This window comes from Corynebacterium sp. Marseille-P4611, assembly GCF_916618765.1.
Taxonomy (GTDB): Bacteria; Actinomycetota; Actinomycetes; order Mycobacteriales; family Mycobacteriaceae; genus Corynebacterium; species Corynebacterium marquesiae.
Genome location: NZ_CAKAKD010000001.1, coordinates 769,759 through 785,286, shown reverse-complemented (window position 1 = coordinate 785,286; position 15,528 = coordinate 769,759). Strand labels below are relative to the sequence as shown.

General features: G+C 58.2%; 14 protein-coding genes and 2 tRNA genes. 11 read left to right on the top strand and 5 right to left on the bottom strand.

Annotated elements, in window-relative coordinates; genetic code table 11:
- Positions 1 to 600: 600 nt before the first annotated feature.
- The 5 genes from dnaA to gyrB all read left to right on the top strand — a co-directional run bounded on the left by dnaA (position 601) and on the right by gyrB (position 8,152).
- Entirely contained in the window at positions 601 to 2,238 is a 1,638-nt protein-coding gene (gene dnaA, locus LG376_RS03950; protein ID WP_049378059.1) for a chromosomal replication initiator protein DnaA, read from the top strand.
- 732 nt (positions 2,239 to 2,970) lie between these two features.
- Positions 2,971 to 4,152, top strand: a complete 1,182-nt coding sequence (gene dnaN / locus LG376_RS03945) for a DNA polymerase III subunit beta (RefSeq protein WP_225746218.1) — start codon at positions 2,971 to 2,973, stop codon at positions 4,150 to 4,152.
- Complete coding sequence (recF, locus tag LG376_RS03940; RefSeq protein WP_225746217.1) at positions 4,152 to 5,363, top strand: DNA replication/repair protein RecF; 1,212 nt, start codon at positions 4,152 to 4,154, stop codon at positions 5,361 to 5,363. Before dnaN ends, recF begins: the two co-directional genes overlap by 1 nt.
- A complete protein-coding gene (locus LG376_RS03935) occupies positions 5,356 to 5,925 on the top strand; it encodes a DciA family protein (RefSeq protein ID WP_225746216.1) in 570 nt (189 codons plus the stop codon). Before recF ends, LG376_RS03935 begins: the two co-directional genes overlap by 8 nt.
- A 157-nt stretch (positions 5,926 to 6,082) precedes the next feature.
- Positions 6,083 to 8,152 (top strand): DNA topoisomerase (ATP-hydrolyzing) subunit B, encoded by a 2,070-nt coding sequence (gyrB, locus tag LG376_RS03930; protein ID WP_225746215.1) that lies wholly within the window; start codon positions 6,083 to 6,085, stop codon positions 8,150 to 8,152.
- 70 nt (positions 8,153 to 8,222) lie between these two features.
- Here the strand turns inward: gyrB and LG376_RS03925 are convergent, their stop codons facing one another.
- The 5 genes from LG376_RS03925 to LG376_RS03905 are packed head-to-tail and all read right to left on the bottom strand — an operon-like array spanning position 8,223 to position 11,082.
- Complete coding sequence (locus tag LG376_RS03925) at positions 8,223 to 9,698, bottom strand: MFS transporter (RefSeq protein ID WP_225746214.1); 1,476 nt, start codon at positions 9,696 to 9,698, stop codon at positions 8,223 to 8,225.
- 42 nt (positions 9,699 to 9,740) lie between these two features.
- On the bottom strand, positions 9,741 to 10,178 hold the full coding sequence (locus LG376_RS03920; RefSeq protein ID WP_225746213.1) for a hypothetical protein: 438 nt from the start codon (positions 10,176 to 10,178) through the stop codon (positions 9,741 to 9,743).
- A 20-nt stretch (positions 10,179 to 10,198) separates the two neighbouring features.
- Entirely contained in the window at positions 10,199 to 10,555 is a 357-nt protein-coding gene (locus LG376_RS03915; RefSeq protein WP_225746212.1) for a hypothetical protein, read from the bottom strand.
- Between the two features lie 38 nt (positions 10,556 to 10,593).
- Positions 10,594 to 10,854, bottom strand: a complete 261-nt coding sequence (locus LG376_RS03910) for a cell filamentation protein Fic (RefSeq protein ID WP_225746211.1) — start codon at positions 10,852 to 10,854, stop codon at positions 10,594 to 10,596.
- Between the two features lie 6 nt (positions 10,855 to 10,860).
- Positions 10,861 to 11,082, bottom strand: a complete 222-nt coding sequence (locus tag LG376_RS03905; RefSeq protein ID WP_049378052.1) for a hypothetical protein — start codon at positions 11,080 to 11,082, stop codon at positions 10,861 to 10,863.
- Between the two features lie 79 nt (positions 11,083 to 11,161).
- On the opposite strand from LG376_RS03905, the gene gyrA reads away from it, so the two are divergent.
- The 6 genes from gyrA (at position 11,162) to LG376_RS03875 (ending at position 15,517) form a co-directional block, all read left to right on the top strand.
- The gene (gene gyrA, locus LG376_RS03900) at positions 11,162 to 13,714 is read left to right on the top strand and encodes a DNA gyrase subunit A (protein WP_225746210.1); all 2,553 of its coding nucleotides are present in this window, start codon (positions 11,162 to 11,164) and stop codon (positions 13,712 to 13,714) included.
- A gap of 3 nt (positions 13,715 to 13,717) precedes the next feature.
- Positions 13,718 to 14,056: a DUF3566 domain-containing protein gene (locus tag LG376_RS03895; RefSeq protein WP_049378050.1), complete on the top strand. Its 339-nt coding sequence runs from the start codon at positions 13,718 to 13,720 to the stop codon at positions 14,054 to 14,056.
- A 160-nt stretch (positions 14,057 to 14,216) separates the two neighbouring features.
- Positions 14,217 to 14,293: transfer RNA gene (locus tag LG376_RS03890), tRNA-Ile, on the top strand.
- A 9-nt stretch (positions 14,294 to 14,302) separates the two neighbouring features.
- Positions 14,303 to 14,375: transfer RNA gene (locus LG376_RS03885), tRNA-Ala, on the top strand.
- A 161-nt stretch (positions 14,376 to 14,536) separates the two neighbouring features.
- Positions 14,537 to 14,965: an MmcQ/YjbR family DNA-binding protein gene (locus LG376_RS03880; RefSeq protein WP_225746209.1), complete on the top strand. Its 429-nt coding sequence runs from the start codon at positions 14,537 to 14,539 to the stop codon at positions 14,963 to 14,965.
- A 66-nt stretch (positions 14,966 to 15,031) separates the two neighbouring features.
- Positions 15,032 to 15,517 carry a MarR family winged helix-turn-helix transcriptional regulator gene (locus LG376_RS03875; protein ID WP_225746208.1) on the top strand — a complete coding sequence of 162 codons (486 nt, stop codon included), beginning with the start codon at positions 15,032 to 15,034 and terminating at the stop codon, positions 15,515 to 15,517.
- The last annotated feature ends 11 nt before the right edge of the window (positions 15,518 to 15,528 follow it).

The window sequence follows — 15,528 nt, the reverse complement described above, 5'->3', positions numbered from 1 at the left end:
TCCATGAACCTGACGCATCACAGTCTCTCCGGTGCACGGCGAGCCGACGGGCCCAGCCGGTGCGAGGTGACGCTGTCACTTTCACGCGCAACTCTTTGTTGCAATAGACCATGCCAGATTACGTGATTTCTGCCGCTGGGAACAAATCGACACCCGGGTACACCCGAAATTACATAAATGTTTTTTCCTGCAGCTAGAGGGCCAGATTCTGCGCTCTTACTGCACCTAATCCATCACGCAATAAGACCAACCCCAACCCACACCCGGGTGGTGAATTTTTCTCGCTAGACACACCCGCCGTTTCGGCGGTAGAACAGAAGAATCAAATTCCACAGCCCAACCGGACATGTGGATAACTCTAAATCAACACTTGAGACTTTTGTAGTTTCCGCAGCATAAGACCACATACTGACCAATGAAGAGTTATCCACAGTCATGAACTAAGCTGTGAATAACTATTTAATCCACACCTGTGGATAACTCTGTGGAGATCGAGGTGACTCGATAAAAACCGATGTGAAAACCACGGTGGAATCCGCAGTGAAAATTGTTATTCAATGTCCACCCGTCCCCGACTAAATTCCACAAAGGTAGCCTGTTGTGACTGACCCACAAGCGAACCTGCATGCCGTTTGGCGCGCGGTCGTTGATGACCTGCTCGCACAATCCGAGCAACCCAATTCCGAGGTCCCCAGTTTTTCGCACTCACAGCGCCTTTACCTCCAACTGGTTCGCCCCATCATGATGGTCGAAGGCTACACCCTCGTTGCCGCCGAAAACCTGGATGCCAAAAATGTGGTCGAAAATGAGTTGGGCGAGCACATTGCCAAGGCATTAACCCGTCACCTAGGCCGGCCGTGTTCCTTTGCGGTTACCCTTGCCACCCCGCAAGAGCCACAGCCGCCGGCCGCGGACCCTGCACCACAGGCAACACCCCCTCAACAACAGCAACCGCCTCAAGCGCAACCGCCGCAGAACACGGAATCTACCCAGAACTACATTCCGCGCCCGCAGCAAACGGATGCCGCTGCACAGCAGGCCCCTTCTCAGAACAATTGGCAGTCGAGTCACGCCCCTGCAAGCCTGGATGAGCTGGCCCAGCACTATAACCAACAGCAGGCCGAATCCGCGGGAAATTTCTCCGGTGCTGCCACCAATTCTGCCCGCATCCCGCGCGAGGCCCCGGCGCACGATCCCAACCGTGAAACTTCCCTCAATCCGAAGCACACTTTCGATAGCTTCGTGATCGGTTCTTCGAATCGTTTTGCCAATGGTGCCGCTGTGGCTGTGGCCGAGAATCCCGCCCGTGCATACAACCCACTATTTATCTGGGGTGGCTCTGGTCTGGGTAAAACGCACCTTTTGCATGCCGCCGGCAATTACGCCCAGGTACTACATCCGGGTCTGCGCGTGAAGTATGTGTCTTCGGAAGAATTCACGAATGACTATATTAATTCCCTGCGCGATGACCGTCAGGAATCATTCAAGCGGCGCTACCGCAATCTCGACATTTTGATGGTCGATGACATCCAGTTCTTGGAAGGCAAAGAATCCACCCAGGAAGAGTTCTTTCATACTTTCAATGCGCTGCACCAAGCCAATAAGCAGATCATTTTGTCTTCGGACCGCCCACCGAAACAGCTAACCACGCTAGAAGATCGCCTCCGCACCCGCTTTGAAGGCGGTCTTATCACCGATATTCAGCCGCCAGATCTAGAAACGCGTATCGCGATTTTGATGAAGAAGGCGGCCAATGACGGCACCGAAGTGGATCGCTCCGTGCTTGAGCTCATTGCCTCTCGTTTTGAGTCATCTATTCGTGAGCTCGAGGGCGCACTGATTCGCGTTTCGGCCTATTCCTCCTTGGTGAATGAGCCAATCAACGTGGAGATGGCAGAAATCGCGCTGCGCGATTTGGCCCCAGATTCCGCCGATCGGCAAATCACCGCTACCTCGATCATGGAGGTCACGGCAGAATTCTTCGATATTGATGTAGAGACTCTGCGCGGGGCTGGCAAAAAGCGTGCGGTGGCGCATGCACGCCAGTTGGCTATGTATCTGTGCCGCGAGCTCACGGAGCTATCCCTTCCCAAGATCGGTGAGCAATTCGGCGGCAAGGATCACACCACCGTCATTTACGCGGATCGCAAGATCCGCAAAGAGATGACTGAAAAGCGCAATACTTACGACGAGATCCAGGCGCTCACCCAGCGCATCAAGAATCGCGGTCGCGCCTAAATTTCTCTACCGCTGCTTCAGCGCCTTCCTTATATAAAGGAGGGCGCTTTTGTCTGCCCTTTGTCACTTCGCGGATTCTGCTCGGATTACTTAAAGGTGAGATCAGAACTACCAGATCAGAGATTCTTGACTGAGACGCCGAAACCTGGTTCAAACCGTCCACACAGCCGCCTACACCTTCGTGTAATTCCACAAAGAACCCAAAAGGTCCGCGAAAAGTACTCTCTTAACTGCGAAAAAAGTTATCCACAGCGTTATTCACACTTGTGTAATTCCACCTTTGTAATTCGTAGATCTTACTCACAGTTTTAAATTCCACAGGCTCTATGCTGGGAGAACCACCCTGTGATCAGCGCTGTGTGTAGATCGGTGATCAAATGACAAAACCTGTGGATAAAACGGTGATCCCGTTAGTTGTCCACATTTCGCCCTGATTGATCACAGCAAGATCACAAGAATTGGCACACCCCGGATCTGTGTCCTGAACTTGTCATTTACCTAGTTACCCACAGATCCCACAGCGCTTATTACTACTACTAAATTATTTCTCTGATCTGTATAGAAGAAAGAGGGTGTGTGGAATTCGACCCGGCCTGCCTTCGGCCAGGCGCGGATCGGGCAGGCAAAGATGGAATTACACGTTGTGGCGCACCGCGCCCGATACGGTAAGTTGGAAGCCAGTCTTTTGTAAGTAACAAATTTCCTACTTGCCCCAGAGGAGCTCTTCGCACCATGGATGAAGCCGTGTCATTTCGCGTGGCCAAAGATGACCTTGCCAACGCCGTAGCGTGGGTTGCTCGTAGCCTGCCGTCCAAGGTCACCCAGCCTGTACTCCGCGCGATGCTGATCACCGCGGATGACAATGGTCTTGAGTTCACTGGCTTCGATTACGAGGTGTCCACCCGCGTCCGAATCGCCGGAATGGTGGATGAACCCGGACAGATCGCGGTAGCCGGCAAGCTCCTATCTGACATCGTCGCTTCCCTGCCCAACAAGGAAGTGGAGATCTCCCAGGTAGATTCCAAGGCCCTGGTTACTTGTGGTTCTTCCCGCTTTGAGCTGCCACTGATTCCTCTGGATGATTACCCGCAGCTCCCGGTCCTGCCGGAGGTTACCGGCACCATCCAGCCACAGCTCTTCGTCGAGGCCATCCACCAGGTCGCCGCTGCGGCCGGCAAGGATGACACCTTGCCCATGCTCACCGGTGTGCACATGGATATCCGTGGCAAGGACATTGAGATGACGGCAACGGACCGCTTCCGCCTGGCCATGCGCACCTTGGAATGGGAGCCGAAGTCGCCAGATGTAGAAGCGAAACTCTTGGTACCTGCGAAGACCCTGCAGGAAACCGGTCGTTCCTTGGATCCGCACCTAAATATCCCAGTGGAAATCGCTGTGGGAACCGAGGACAATATTGGTGCCGATGGCCTCTTTGGTCTGCACGCGGATAATCGTGAGACCACCACGCGCATGCTGGATGCGGACTTCCCTAATGTGCAACCCCTGCTGCCGAAGAACCACACCAATATTGCCTCCATTGAGGTCGCCCCGCTGCAGGAAGCAATTCGCCGCGTGTCTTTGCTGACGGATCGCAATGCGCAGATTCGGATGGAATTCGCCGATGGCCAGGTAACCCTATCCGCCGGTGCGGATGCTGGTAACGCGACCGAGACCCTGCCGTGTGCGTTCCATGGCCGCGATGAATTCCTCATCGCCTTCAATCCGGGCTACCTCAAGGATGGCTTGGGCGTCATCAATACCGACCGCGTGGTCTTCGGCTTTACCGAGCCTTCGCGCCCAGCCATCATGATCCCAGAACCGGAAGAGCTGCCTGAGGCCGATGAAGATGGCAACTTCCCCACGCCGGAGACCAACTTCACCTACCTGCTCATGCCGGTTCGCCTGCCGGGCTAATGTACGTCAGGGATCTCGATGTTCGGGATTTTCGCTCGTGGCCCGAACTTAATGTGCAGCTAGGGCCGGGGATCACCCTTTTTGTCGGGCGCAATGGCTTTGGCAAGACCAATATCGTTGAGGCCATTGGCTATACCGCCCACCTTTCCTCCCACCGCGTTTCCCACGATGCACCGCTGGTGCGCCAGGGCGCGGATAGCGCGCGGGTATCCATTACCGCGGTGAACCAGGGCCGCGAGCTTACTACCCATTTGCTGATTAAGCCCCACGCGGCCAACCAGGCGCAGATTAATCGCACCCGCCTGCGCAGCCCCCGTGAGCTGCTGGGCGTGGTGAAGACTGTGCTCTTCTCCCCAGAGGACTTGGCCCTGGTGCGCGGGGAGCCGGCAGGGCGCCGCGCCTACCTCGATAGCATCATTGCCTCGCGGACTCCGCGCTTAGCGGGCGTGAAGGCCGACTACGACAAGGTACTCAAGCAACGCAATGCCCTGCTGAAATCGGCCTCCGGTAGCTTGCGCCGCGGCTATTCCGATAGCGATGGCGCCGCTGCGTTGGCCACTTTGGATACCTGGGATGCACAGCTTGCCCGGCTTGGCGCCCAGGTGATCGCCGCACGCCTTGCGCTTGTCGACGCCCTCTTGGACCACATCCCCGCCGCCTATTCCGGCCTGGCGCCAGAATCGCGGCCGGCACACGTGGAGTATAAGTCCACGATCGATACCTCCGATCGCGAGGTGCTCGAAGCGGTTCTGCTCACCGAGCTGGCCAGCGCCCGGCAGCGCGAGATTGAACGCGGCATTTCCCTGGTGGGTCCGCACCGCGACGATCTGGTGCTCAACCTGGGTGATCAGCCGGCCAAGGGCTTTGCTAGCCACGGCGAGACGTGGTCTTATGCCATCGCGCTGCGCCTGGCGGAATTCAACCTCCTGCGCCAGGAGGGAGGATCCGATCCGGTGCTCATCTTGGATGATGTCTTTGCCGAGCTCGATGCCAAGCGCCGCAAGCAGCTGGTCCACTTGGCCGCCGAGGCCGAACAAGTGCTTATCACCGCGGCCGTGGATGAAGATCTGCCCGGAAACTTGGAGCCCATCGTGCGCTACCGCGTGAGCGTAGAAGATACCGAGACCGGCCGCATTTCCAAGCTCAGCGCCGAAGATTCTGCCGAAGATCTTGCTCAAGATGCCGCTGAGGAAGGTGAGGGGAATGAGTGAGGATCAAGGGGGCGTCGGCAAGCAGCGCATCGATCCCGTCACCCAGTACTTCAAGCTGGTTCGGTCCACTTCCAAAAACCCGCCGAAGCTGACCCGCCCGGTACCGAAGATGCCGGTGCCCTCGCTGGAGAAGGCGCAAAAGCAGGGGTATATGGGCTACCAACGCGGCTGGCCTACGGGTCCGGATGGCAGAAAGAAACGGCGCACGCTGGCCGTGCCGAGCCTGGGATCCCAAATTAACCGCGAGGTGGTCAATCGTGGGTGGGAGCATGATCTGGCTAATGGCTGGGTGATGGGCAATTGGGAGCATCTGGTGGGCGAGCGCATTGCCGCGCATACGCAGCCGCAGCGGATTAAAGACAAGATTGTCTATGTATCCTGCGATAACTCCACGTGGGCAACGGAGCTGCGCTACCTGCAGCGCCAAATCCTGCGGAAAATCTCTGACCGCCTAGGCCCCGATGTCATTGTGGAACTGCGGATTCACGGGCCGAAACAAAAGCGCAATTATGAAGGGCGGCAGTGGGTCAAACCGCAAGGATCACAAGATACATACGGCTAATAGGCTGAGGTTTACTCAGACCTGCATAATGTAAATAACCTCAGAGCGCCCCAGATTCCTATCTCTCACGGGTGTGGGGTGTCTTTCAGTAGGGGGTATCCGTGTAGAATAGTCAAGGTCTTAGAATTAGCTATAGCCAAAAGGAGAGCACGAATCCGTGGCTGAAGAACACGCATATGATGCCGGGTCAATTACGATCCTGGAGGGCCTCGAGGCCGTCCGTAAGCGCCCCGGCATGTACATTGGTTCGACCGGTTCGCGCGGCCTGCACCACCTCATTTGGGAGATCGTTGATAACTCCGTCGATGAGGCCATGGCCGGCTACGCCGACAAAGTTACCGTCAAGCTGCTGGAAGATGGCGGCGTAGAGGTCATCGATAATGGCCGTGGCATTCCGGTAGAAATGCACGCCTCTGGTGCACCTACCATCCAGGTGGTCATGACCCAGCTGCACGCCGGCGGTAAGTTCGACTCCGACTCCTACGCCGTTTCCGGCGGCCTGCACGGTGTCGGCATTTCCGTGGTGAACGCGCTTTCTACCCGCGTGGAGGCGGAGATTAAGCGCGACGGCAAGCATTGGTACCAAAACTTCCAGAACGCCATCCCAGACGAGCTCGTTGAGGGTGGCAATGCCCGCGGCACGGGCACCAAGATTCGTTTCTGGGCGGACCCGGAAGTTTTTGAAACTACCGAGTACGATTACGACACCATCGCCCGCCGCCTGCAGGAAATGGCCTTCCTGAACAAGGGCCTGAGCATTGAGCTCATTGACGAGCGCGTCACCGAAGAGCAGATCGAGCTGGAGGAAATCGCCGATGCAGAATCCGGCGAGACCAGCGCGGATGAAACCTCCTTCGATGATGCCCCGGACGCCGGCGATACCTTCAACGAAGAATCCGGCGAGGCGGAGGACGCTGCGGCAGAGAAGAAGCGCCGCAAGAAGGTAACCTTCCACTACCCGGATGGCTTGACCGACTACGTCAAGTACCTCAATAAGTCCAAGACCGCGATCCACCCGACCATCGTTTCCTTCGATGCGAAGGGCGAGGATCACGAGGTAGAGGTAGCGCTGCAGTGGAACCAGGGCTATAAGCAGTCCGTTCACACCTTTGCCAATACCATCAACACCCACGAGGGCGGCACGCACGAAGAGGGCTTCCGTGCGGCCCTAACCTCCCTGATGAACCGCTACGCCAAGGAGCATAAGCTCCTCAAGGAAAAGGACGGGAACCTCTCCGGCGATGACTGCCGCGAAGGCTTGGCGGCCGTCATTTCCGTCAAAGTGGGTGATCCGCAGTTCGAGGGCCAGACCAAGACCAAGTTGGGCAATTCCGAGATCAAGGGCTTTGTCCAGCGCGCGGTCAACGAGCACGTCAATGACTGGTTCGATGCCAACCCGGCAGAGGCTAAGGCCATTATCAATAAGGCTGTTTCCTCCGCGCATGCCCGCATGGCTGCCCGCAAGGCTCGCGAGATGGTGCGCCGCAAGTCCGCCACCGACCTCGGTGGCCTGCCAGGCAAGCTTGCAGACTGCCGCTCGAAGGATCCGAAGATTTCCGAGCTCTACATCGTGGAGGGTGACTCTGCAGGTGGCTCCGCTAAGGGCGGCCGCGATTCCATGTTCCAGGCCATCCTGCCGCTGCGCGGCAAGATCCTGAACGTGGAGAAGGCCCGCATGGATAAGGTGCTCAAGAATGCCGAGGTCCAGGCGATTATTACTGCGCTGGGTACTGGTATCCACGAGGAATTCGATATCAAGAAGCTGCGCTACGACAAGATCGTGCTCATGGCCGATGCCGACGTTGACGGTCAGCACATCGCTACGCTGCTTTTGACCTTGCTCTTCCGCTTCATGCCGCAGTTGGTTGAGGATGGCCACGTGTTCTTGGCTAACCCGCCGCTGTACAAGCTCAAGTGGTCTAAGGGTACTCCGGGCTATGCTTTTTCCGACGCCGAGCGCGATAAGCTGCTGGCCGAGGGCCTGGAGCAAAACCGCAAGATCAACAAAGATGACGGCATCCAGCGCTACAAGGGTCTGGGCGAGATGAACGCCGCTGAGCTGTGGGAGACCACGCTTGACCCGAGCACCCGCATCCTGCGCCGTGTGGACTTGGAAGACGCGCAGCGCGCCGATGAGCTCTTCTCCATCCTCATGGGTGATGATGTCTCGGCTCGCCGCTCCTTCATTACCCGCCGCGCGAAGGACGTCCGCTTCCTGGATATCTAGAGCGCAGCATGAAGCCCACCGTGGAATTTACCGCGGTGGGCTTTAATTGTGGCGTCGGAAAGCGCCGGGCCTACGCCTGGGAGCTGCGCTGATCCGCTACGGCGAATCCTAGGGAAGCGAGGCACATGGCGAGGATGACGCCGAAGCCGGCAATGATGGACAGCGGCCAGTCCGCGCTTGTGCCGTGCAAGGTGGCAAAAACGATGGCCGTAATAACGGCAAGCCCAATGGCCGTACCAATGCGCTGGCCGGTTTGGAGGACGGCGCCGGACGATCCGGCGTAGGCCTGTGGAACGTGCGCCAAGGTGAGCGTTTGGTTGGGGGAGATGACCGAGCCTTGGCCGCCGCCAACAAAGGTCAGCGAAAGGACCATCCACCATTCGCTGGCTCCCCACTGCTCGGTGGCCCAGATAAGCGCAATTGTGGCCACCAGACCGAAGATGGTCACCAGCATGCCAAGTACCACGACCTTGCGCCCATAAACGGAAACGGATCGACCGGCCAGTGTGGCAGATATGGAGCTCAACAAGGCAGCCGGAATGCCTACGGATCCGGCAGCCAGGGCGGAGTGTCCGAGTCCGCTTTGGAAGTAGAGTGCCACGAGCACCCAAATGCTGGTAATACCCATAAACCACAAGGTGGCGATGATGGTGCCATTGCGAAAACTCGGGGTGGCGAAGATAGTGACATCCACCATTGGCGGATGGCCGGTGGCCTTGTGGCGGCGCTCCCATAGCACCCATCCCACAAGGAGGACGGCGCCCAGCAGTAGGAGCCACCACACGGCCGGGGAAGCGGACGATTCCATGAAGGGGAAGAGTATGGCCCACACTGCAGCACCGAGGATCACCGCACCGATGGGATCCAGGGTGGCAAGGGCCTTGAAGGTGCCCAGTTTATTGCCATTTTCATCACGCACGCGGGAAAACAGCGGCCGCGGAAACCACAGTAATCCTAAGATGATGGCAATAAGGCCGACGGGGAAATTGACCAGCATGGTCAGCCGCCAACCTAGGTCCGCGCCGCCGAGGCGAATGAGCAGGCCGCCCAGTACCGGTCCGATAGCCACAGCGATGCCTACCGTGGAGCCAAAGTAGCCGAAGGCGCGGGCGCGTTCCGGACCGCGGAAGTACTGCTGGATCATTCCCACGCCCTGCGGATTGAGCAGCCCAGCGCCTATGCCTTGGATAAAGCGGGCGGCGTTGAGTGCCTCCGCGTTGGGGGCAAAGCCGGCGACGGCGGCGCTGAGGGAATAGATAGCAATGCCTGCTAGAAAGATGCCGCCGCGGCCGAAGAGATCTCCGGCACGGCCGGCCGCCACAAGGATGACACCAAAGGTGAGCGCATAGCCGGAGAGTACCCATTGCACATCGGACTCAGAGGCTCCCAGGCCCGATTGAATAGAGGGCAGGGCTACGTTCACGATGGACACGCTCAGCAGGGACATGAAGAGCGCCGTGAGCAAAACGATAAGCACCCGCCAGCGGGCGGGATCTTGGCCGGCGGGGTACTCGGTTTGGTTAGCTGCGGAAGTAGTCACTTCCACACTTATACTCTGCGGTTTGATTTAGGTTCAAGCGTGCGGAGGCTACATGTGCTTTTGCAGCACGCGGCCGAAATCCGGGACCGCAGGGGTGAGGAATTTCGAGGCCTTACCGCGCAAGGAGTTATAAGGCTTAGACAGCGCGGGGGAGTTAATCTGCTCGGCATGCTTATCGGCCACCGACATGATGGAATCGCTCACCTGGGCGCTGCGGGGCTCCAGGAAGGAACCGAAATCCTGCTCGGAGCTGCGTGCAAACTCTTGCCAGTGCGGATCTAAAGCGTGGAGGATATCCGGTAGCACGCGGCCTAGGGCCTTGGTAATGATGGCGGAATCGACCTTCTTCGCGGCGGCGACGGCGCCCTTGAGCGCCATTCCGGTAATGCCCGATTGCTTGGCGACGACCCCCTCAACCAGCTCGCCGCAATCGTTAATCACCGCAGTTCGCTGCGGACCTGACATAAGTTCAGAAAGATGTGCCATGCTGCACCACCTTACGCGAGTTAGGCGGGCTGGCCCGGCAGGCTAGGGAGGCTGGCCTGAATGGCAGCAATCTGATCGGCGATCTGGTTCAAGCCAGCATCGCGCGCCGCCTTCTCCAAATCGACATTAGGGGAATAGAGGGCTACTGCGCTGGCCAGTGCGGTGACGCCCGCGGCCGCTGCGGTGATAATCAAGGTGAGGTCTAGCTGGGAAGAACCAGTAGAGGAACCACCGGCCTCGCCCGGCTGAAAGTCCGGATTTACGTTCTCCTGCCAGGAATCGGCATCAGCGGCGGTGGCGGTAGGAGCAGTGACGGCGGTGGCAGCTAGCGCTACGGCGGTCAGGCTCGAGGCGGCAATCTTCTTGAAGCGGGACATGGTGGTAGTTCCTTTCTTGGGTCACTATCCCCAGTAACTTAGGTAACTTCTTTAACACTAAGGTAGACGCGCGCGCTGAACTTTGCGAACTCTGCGTTATACCCGTTAAGCGCTGGCACGCGGGCTAATACCTCCGCCATGGCGCGGGCGGCATCGCGGTGGTTGTCATGAATGGCTATTCCTTCCACCTTGGCGGTGCTCGCAGCCGCCGCGGCCGCCAGGGCGGCGAAGTTGGTGATGCGGACGTTAAAACGAGCGCAAAATTCGCGGGCTAAGAGGTAGAGCTGTTCAGTAGTCATGCTTGCCTAGGACTGTGCGGGCCGGGCACGGCGGATTTCCGCCTCCAGCTCAGTGCGGCCGGGGAGGAGGGCGCGGGCGGTGGACTGCACGTGGGCGTCGGCAAGCGTGCGGGCTGCGGCCGCAACGATGGCGCGCACCACCGCCTCGTGCTTGGAGGTGCCCTGCGCGGAGGCCAGCAGCGTCAGCGCGTGATCCTGTTCGTCCGTAAGCCGCAATGTCATCGCCATACCTCAAGTGATACCACGGTGATACCACTCGTGCGGCAATTCGAGTCTTGAAAGGCGCTAGAGGGTAGAATTTGGGGTTATGAGTGACAATAACGACGATCTTTTTGATCGCATATTTCCCATTGACATTAATGAGGAGATGGAGTCGAGTTACATCGACTACGCCATGTCCGTCATCGTCGGCCGTGCCCTGCCGGAGGTGCGCGATGGCCTGAAACCGGTGCACCGCCGTATCCTCTACGCGATGTTCGATTCCGGTTACCGCCCGGAGCGCGGCTACGTGAAGTCCGCCCGCCCGGTCTCGGACACCATGGGTCAGTTCCACCCGCACGGTGACGTCGCCATCTATGACACCTTGGTGCGTCTGGCCCAGTCCTGGAACATGCGCTATCCGCTGGTAGATGGTCAGGGTAACTTCGGCTCCCGCGGTAACGATGGCCCGGCAGCAATGCGTTATACGGAGTGTAAGCTCACCCCGCTGGCCATGGAGATGGTGCGCGATATCCGCGAGAACACCGTGGACTTCTCGCCCAACTACGATGGCAAGACCAGCGAGCCAGACGTCCTGCCATCCCGCGTTCCGAACCTGCTCATGAACGGTTCTGGCGGCATTGCCGTGGGTATGGCCACCAATATCCCGCCGCATAACCTTAACGAGCTGGCCGAGGCCATCTACTGGATGCTGGATAACCCAGACGCCGATGAAGAGGCTGCGCTGGAAGCCTGCATGGAACGCGTCAAGGGCCCGGATTTCCCCACCGCTGGCCTCATTGTGGGTGATCAGGGCATCAAGGATGCCTACACCACCGGCCGCGGCTCCATCCGCATGCGCGGTGTGACCTCCATCGAGGAGTCTGGATCCCGCCAAACCATCGTGATCACCGAGCTGCCGTTCCAGGTCAACCCGGATAACCTCATCTCCAATATCGCGGAATCCGTGGCCAGCGGCAAGATTGCTGGCATTTCCAAGATTGAGGATGAGTCCTCCGACCGCGTGGGCATGCGCATTGTGGTCACCCTCAAGCGCGACGCCGTGGCCCGCGTGGTGCTCAATAACCTCTACAAGCACTCCCAGCTGCAGACTTCCTTCGGTGCCAACATGCTCTCCATTGTTGACGGTGTGCCGCGCACCCTCCGCCTGGATCAGATGCTGCGCTACTACGTGGAGCACCAGATCGAGGTCATCGTTCGCCGTACCCAGTACCGCTTGAACGAGGCCGAGAAGCGCGCCCACATCTTGCGCGGTTTGGTCAAGGCCCTGGACATGCTGGATGAGGTCATCGCCCTTATCCGCCGTTCGCCCACCGTGGACGAGGCGCGCGAAGGCTTGAAGGAGCTTCTCGACGTCGACGATATCCAGGCCGATGCCATCCTAGCCATGCAGCTGCGCAAGCTGGCTGCACTGGAGCGCCAGAAGATCATCGACGAGTTGGCCGAGATCGAGCGCGAAATCGCCGACCTGAAGGATATCCTCGCCCGCGAGGAGCGCCAGCGCCAGATTGTCCACGATGAGCTGGCCGAGATCGTCGATAAGTATGGCGATGAACGCCGCACCGAAATTATTCCGGCGACCGGCGATGTCACCGATGAAGACCTCATCGCCCGCGAGAACGTCGTGGTCACCATTACCTCTACCGGCTACGCTAAGCGCACCAAGGTGGATTCCTATAAGGCGCAAAAACGTGGCGGCAAGGGCGTGCGCGGCGCTGAGCTCAAGCAGGACGATATTGTGAAGAACTTCTTCGTCTGCTCCACGCACGACTGGATCTTGTTCTTTACCAACTTCGGCCGTGTTTACCGCCTCAAGGCCTATGAACTGCCAGAGGGCGGTCGCGCCGCACGCGGCCAGCACGTGGCTAACCTGCTGGAATTCCAGCCGGAAGAAAAGATCGCGCAGGTCATCCAGATTCAGTCCTACGAGGACGCTCCTTACCTGGTCCTCGCCACCCAGCAGGGCCGCGTGAAGAAGTCCCGCCTGACCGATTATGAGTCCGCGCGTTCCGCTGGCCTTATCGCCATCAACCTCAACGAGGGCGATGCGCTCATCGGCGCACAGCTCGTCTCCGAGGGCGATGACATCCTGCTTACCTCCGAGCAGGGCCAAGCTATCCGCTTTACTGCCGACGACGACCAGCTGCGCCCCATGGGCCGCGCTACCGCCGGTGTGAAGGGCATGCGCTTCCGCGGCGATGACCAGCTGCTATCCATGTCCGTGGTCCACGATGGCGAGTTCCTTTTGGTAGCCACTTCTGGCGGCTACGGCAAGCGCACCGCCATTGAGGAATACACCCCGCAAGGCCGCGGTGGCTTGGGTGTTATGACCTTCAAGTACACCCCGAAGCGCGGCAAGCTCATCGGCGCCATCTCCGTCGATGAGGATGACGAGATCTTCGCCATCACCTCCGCCGGCGGCGTCATCCGCACCGAGGTGGACCAGATTCGTCCATCCTCCCGTGCGACCATGGGTGTGCGCTTGGTGAACCTGGCCGACGACGTCGAACTGCTTGCCATCGACCGCAACGTCGAAGAAGATGGTGAGGAAGACGCTCAGGCTGTAGCCAAGGGCGAAAAGACCGTGGATGAGGTCCAGCAGGAGCACAAGGCTGGCGATGCTTCCAAGGATGAGGAGTAATTAATGGCACGACGAGACGTAACGATTACGCGAATCTCGCCCACTTCCGCGTTCCGCGTTGGTCTGGCCTTGTCACTCGTCGGACTCATTGCTTGGATGCTGGCCGTATGCCTGCTCTACATCGGCCTGAACCAGGTGGGCATCTGGGAATCGCTCAATAGCCTCGTCGGCGGCGTGGGCGGCGGATTCGAGGTCACCTTCGGTGTCATTATCTCCGCCTCCGCGCTCATCGGCGTTATTTTCGCCGTTCTCCTTACGTTGCTGGCACCACTGATGGCGGTTATTTACAACGCCATCGTGGACGTCTTTGGTGGCCTGCGGGTCGACCTAGACAACCGCTAGCGCCTCTCTTGCGTTTGAAGATGCCGGTACCTTCGGGTGCCGGCATTTTCTTTCTTCCGTGCGAATATTTCCCCCTTTTGAGTTGCAAGAAATATCTGTTGAGCAGGCGATTTGTGTAAATCCGGGGATAGTATGTAGAGTTAATTCTCGTTCCGCACAAGGGCCTATAGCTCAGTCGGTTAGAGCGCATCGCTGATAACGATGAGGTCGCTGGTTCGATTCCAGCTAGGCCCACCACGGAACAATGGGGCATTAGCTCAATTGGTAGAGCATCTGCTTTGCAAGCAGAAGGTCAGGAGTTCGATTCTCCTATGCTCCACAGCATGAAGTCCGGCTCCCTCTTCGGAGGGGCCGGACATTTTTCATTTCCGCGGTCGTTCCCAGGAACTCTGAGAAGTGCCACAATGGCGAGCGCTCCTCTCGGATCACCATTTTCGTCCATATAAACCGGCAAAACCGTCGACGAAAACCGAGGTTTGGATGGACGATATCGTTGAAGACAGCACTAAGCCAGTCTCGAAGAGGGAGCCGATGATGGATGGCAGTGGCATCTACACAGTTGCACGGCAGCGCGCCGAAGAGATGCTCGGCTCGCAGGTACAGCATCCTTTCGGGCCCGACTGGGAAGTATTCAAAGTGCGCGGCAAGGTTTTCTTGTTGTTGACCGCGGTGACAGGTCAACAGCAAATGATCATTAAAGCCGAGCCGGAGGATTGCCAAGCGCTACAGCAGCAGTATCCGTTCATTGCGCCGGGCTACCACATGAATAAGCGGCATTGGGTTTCCGTCTACCCACACGCAGAACTGCACCAACAGCTGATAGAGGAGTTAGTCACGGATTCCTACCGTTTGGTGGTAGAAAAGCTGCCGAGAGCACAGCGGCCGATCGATCCGTCCTCTGGGCACTAAGGCCTTGGAGTTTAGGACAGTGACGAGTCACTTTAGAATCAAAGCCTTGTTGTTAAGATAAATCTCATGACTGAGCGCGATGACTTCTGGCTAAATGATGAAGAACTGGCATCATTTATGTCTCTAATGAGCGTAAATATTCGCTTGACCAATATTTTGGATGCTCAGCTGCGTGATGACGCAGGTCTGAGCTTTTTTGAGTACACAGTGCTCTCGCGGCTATCTGAGGCGGAGAATCGCGAAATGCGTATGCGTGATTTGGCGATTACCGCCAATGGCTCTTTGTCTCGTTTGAGTCAGGTCGTTACGCGCCTAGAAAAGCAGGGGTGGGTTGTGCGCCAGCCGTGCCCGACTGATGGACGCACCACCATGGCACAGCTGACGGATAACGGCTGGGACAAGGTAGTTGAGACTGCGCCAGGGCACGCTAAGCAGGCGCGCAAGTCCGTAATGGATAGCCTCACCCGTACGCAGATTCGCCAGATGCTGCAGATTAATCAGCGGATCATTAGGGCCATCGAGAATGATGAGCGCTACGGCGGGCGCTATTAGCTAGCGGACCT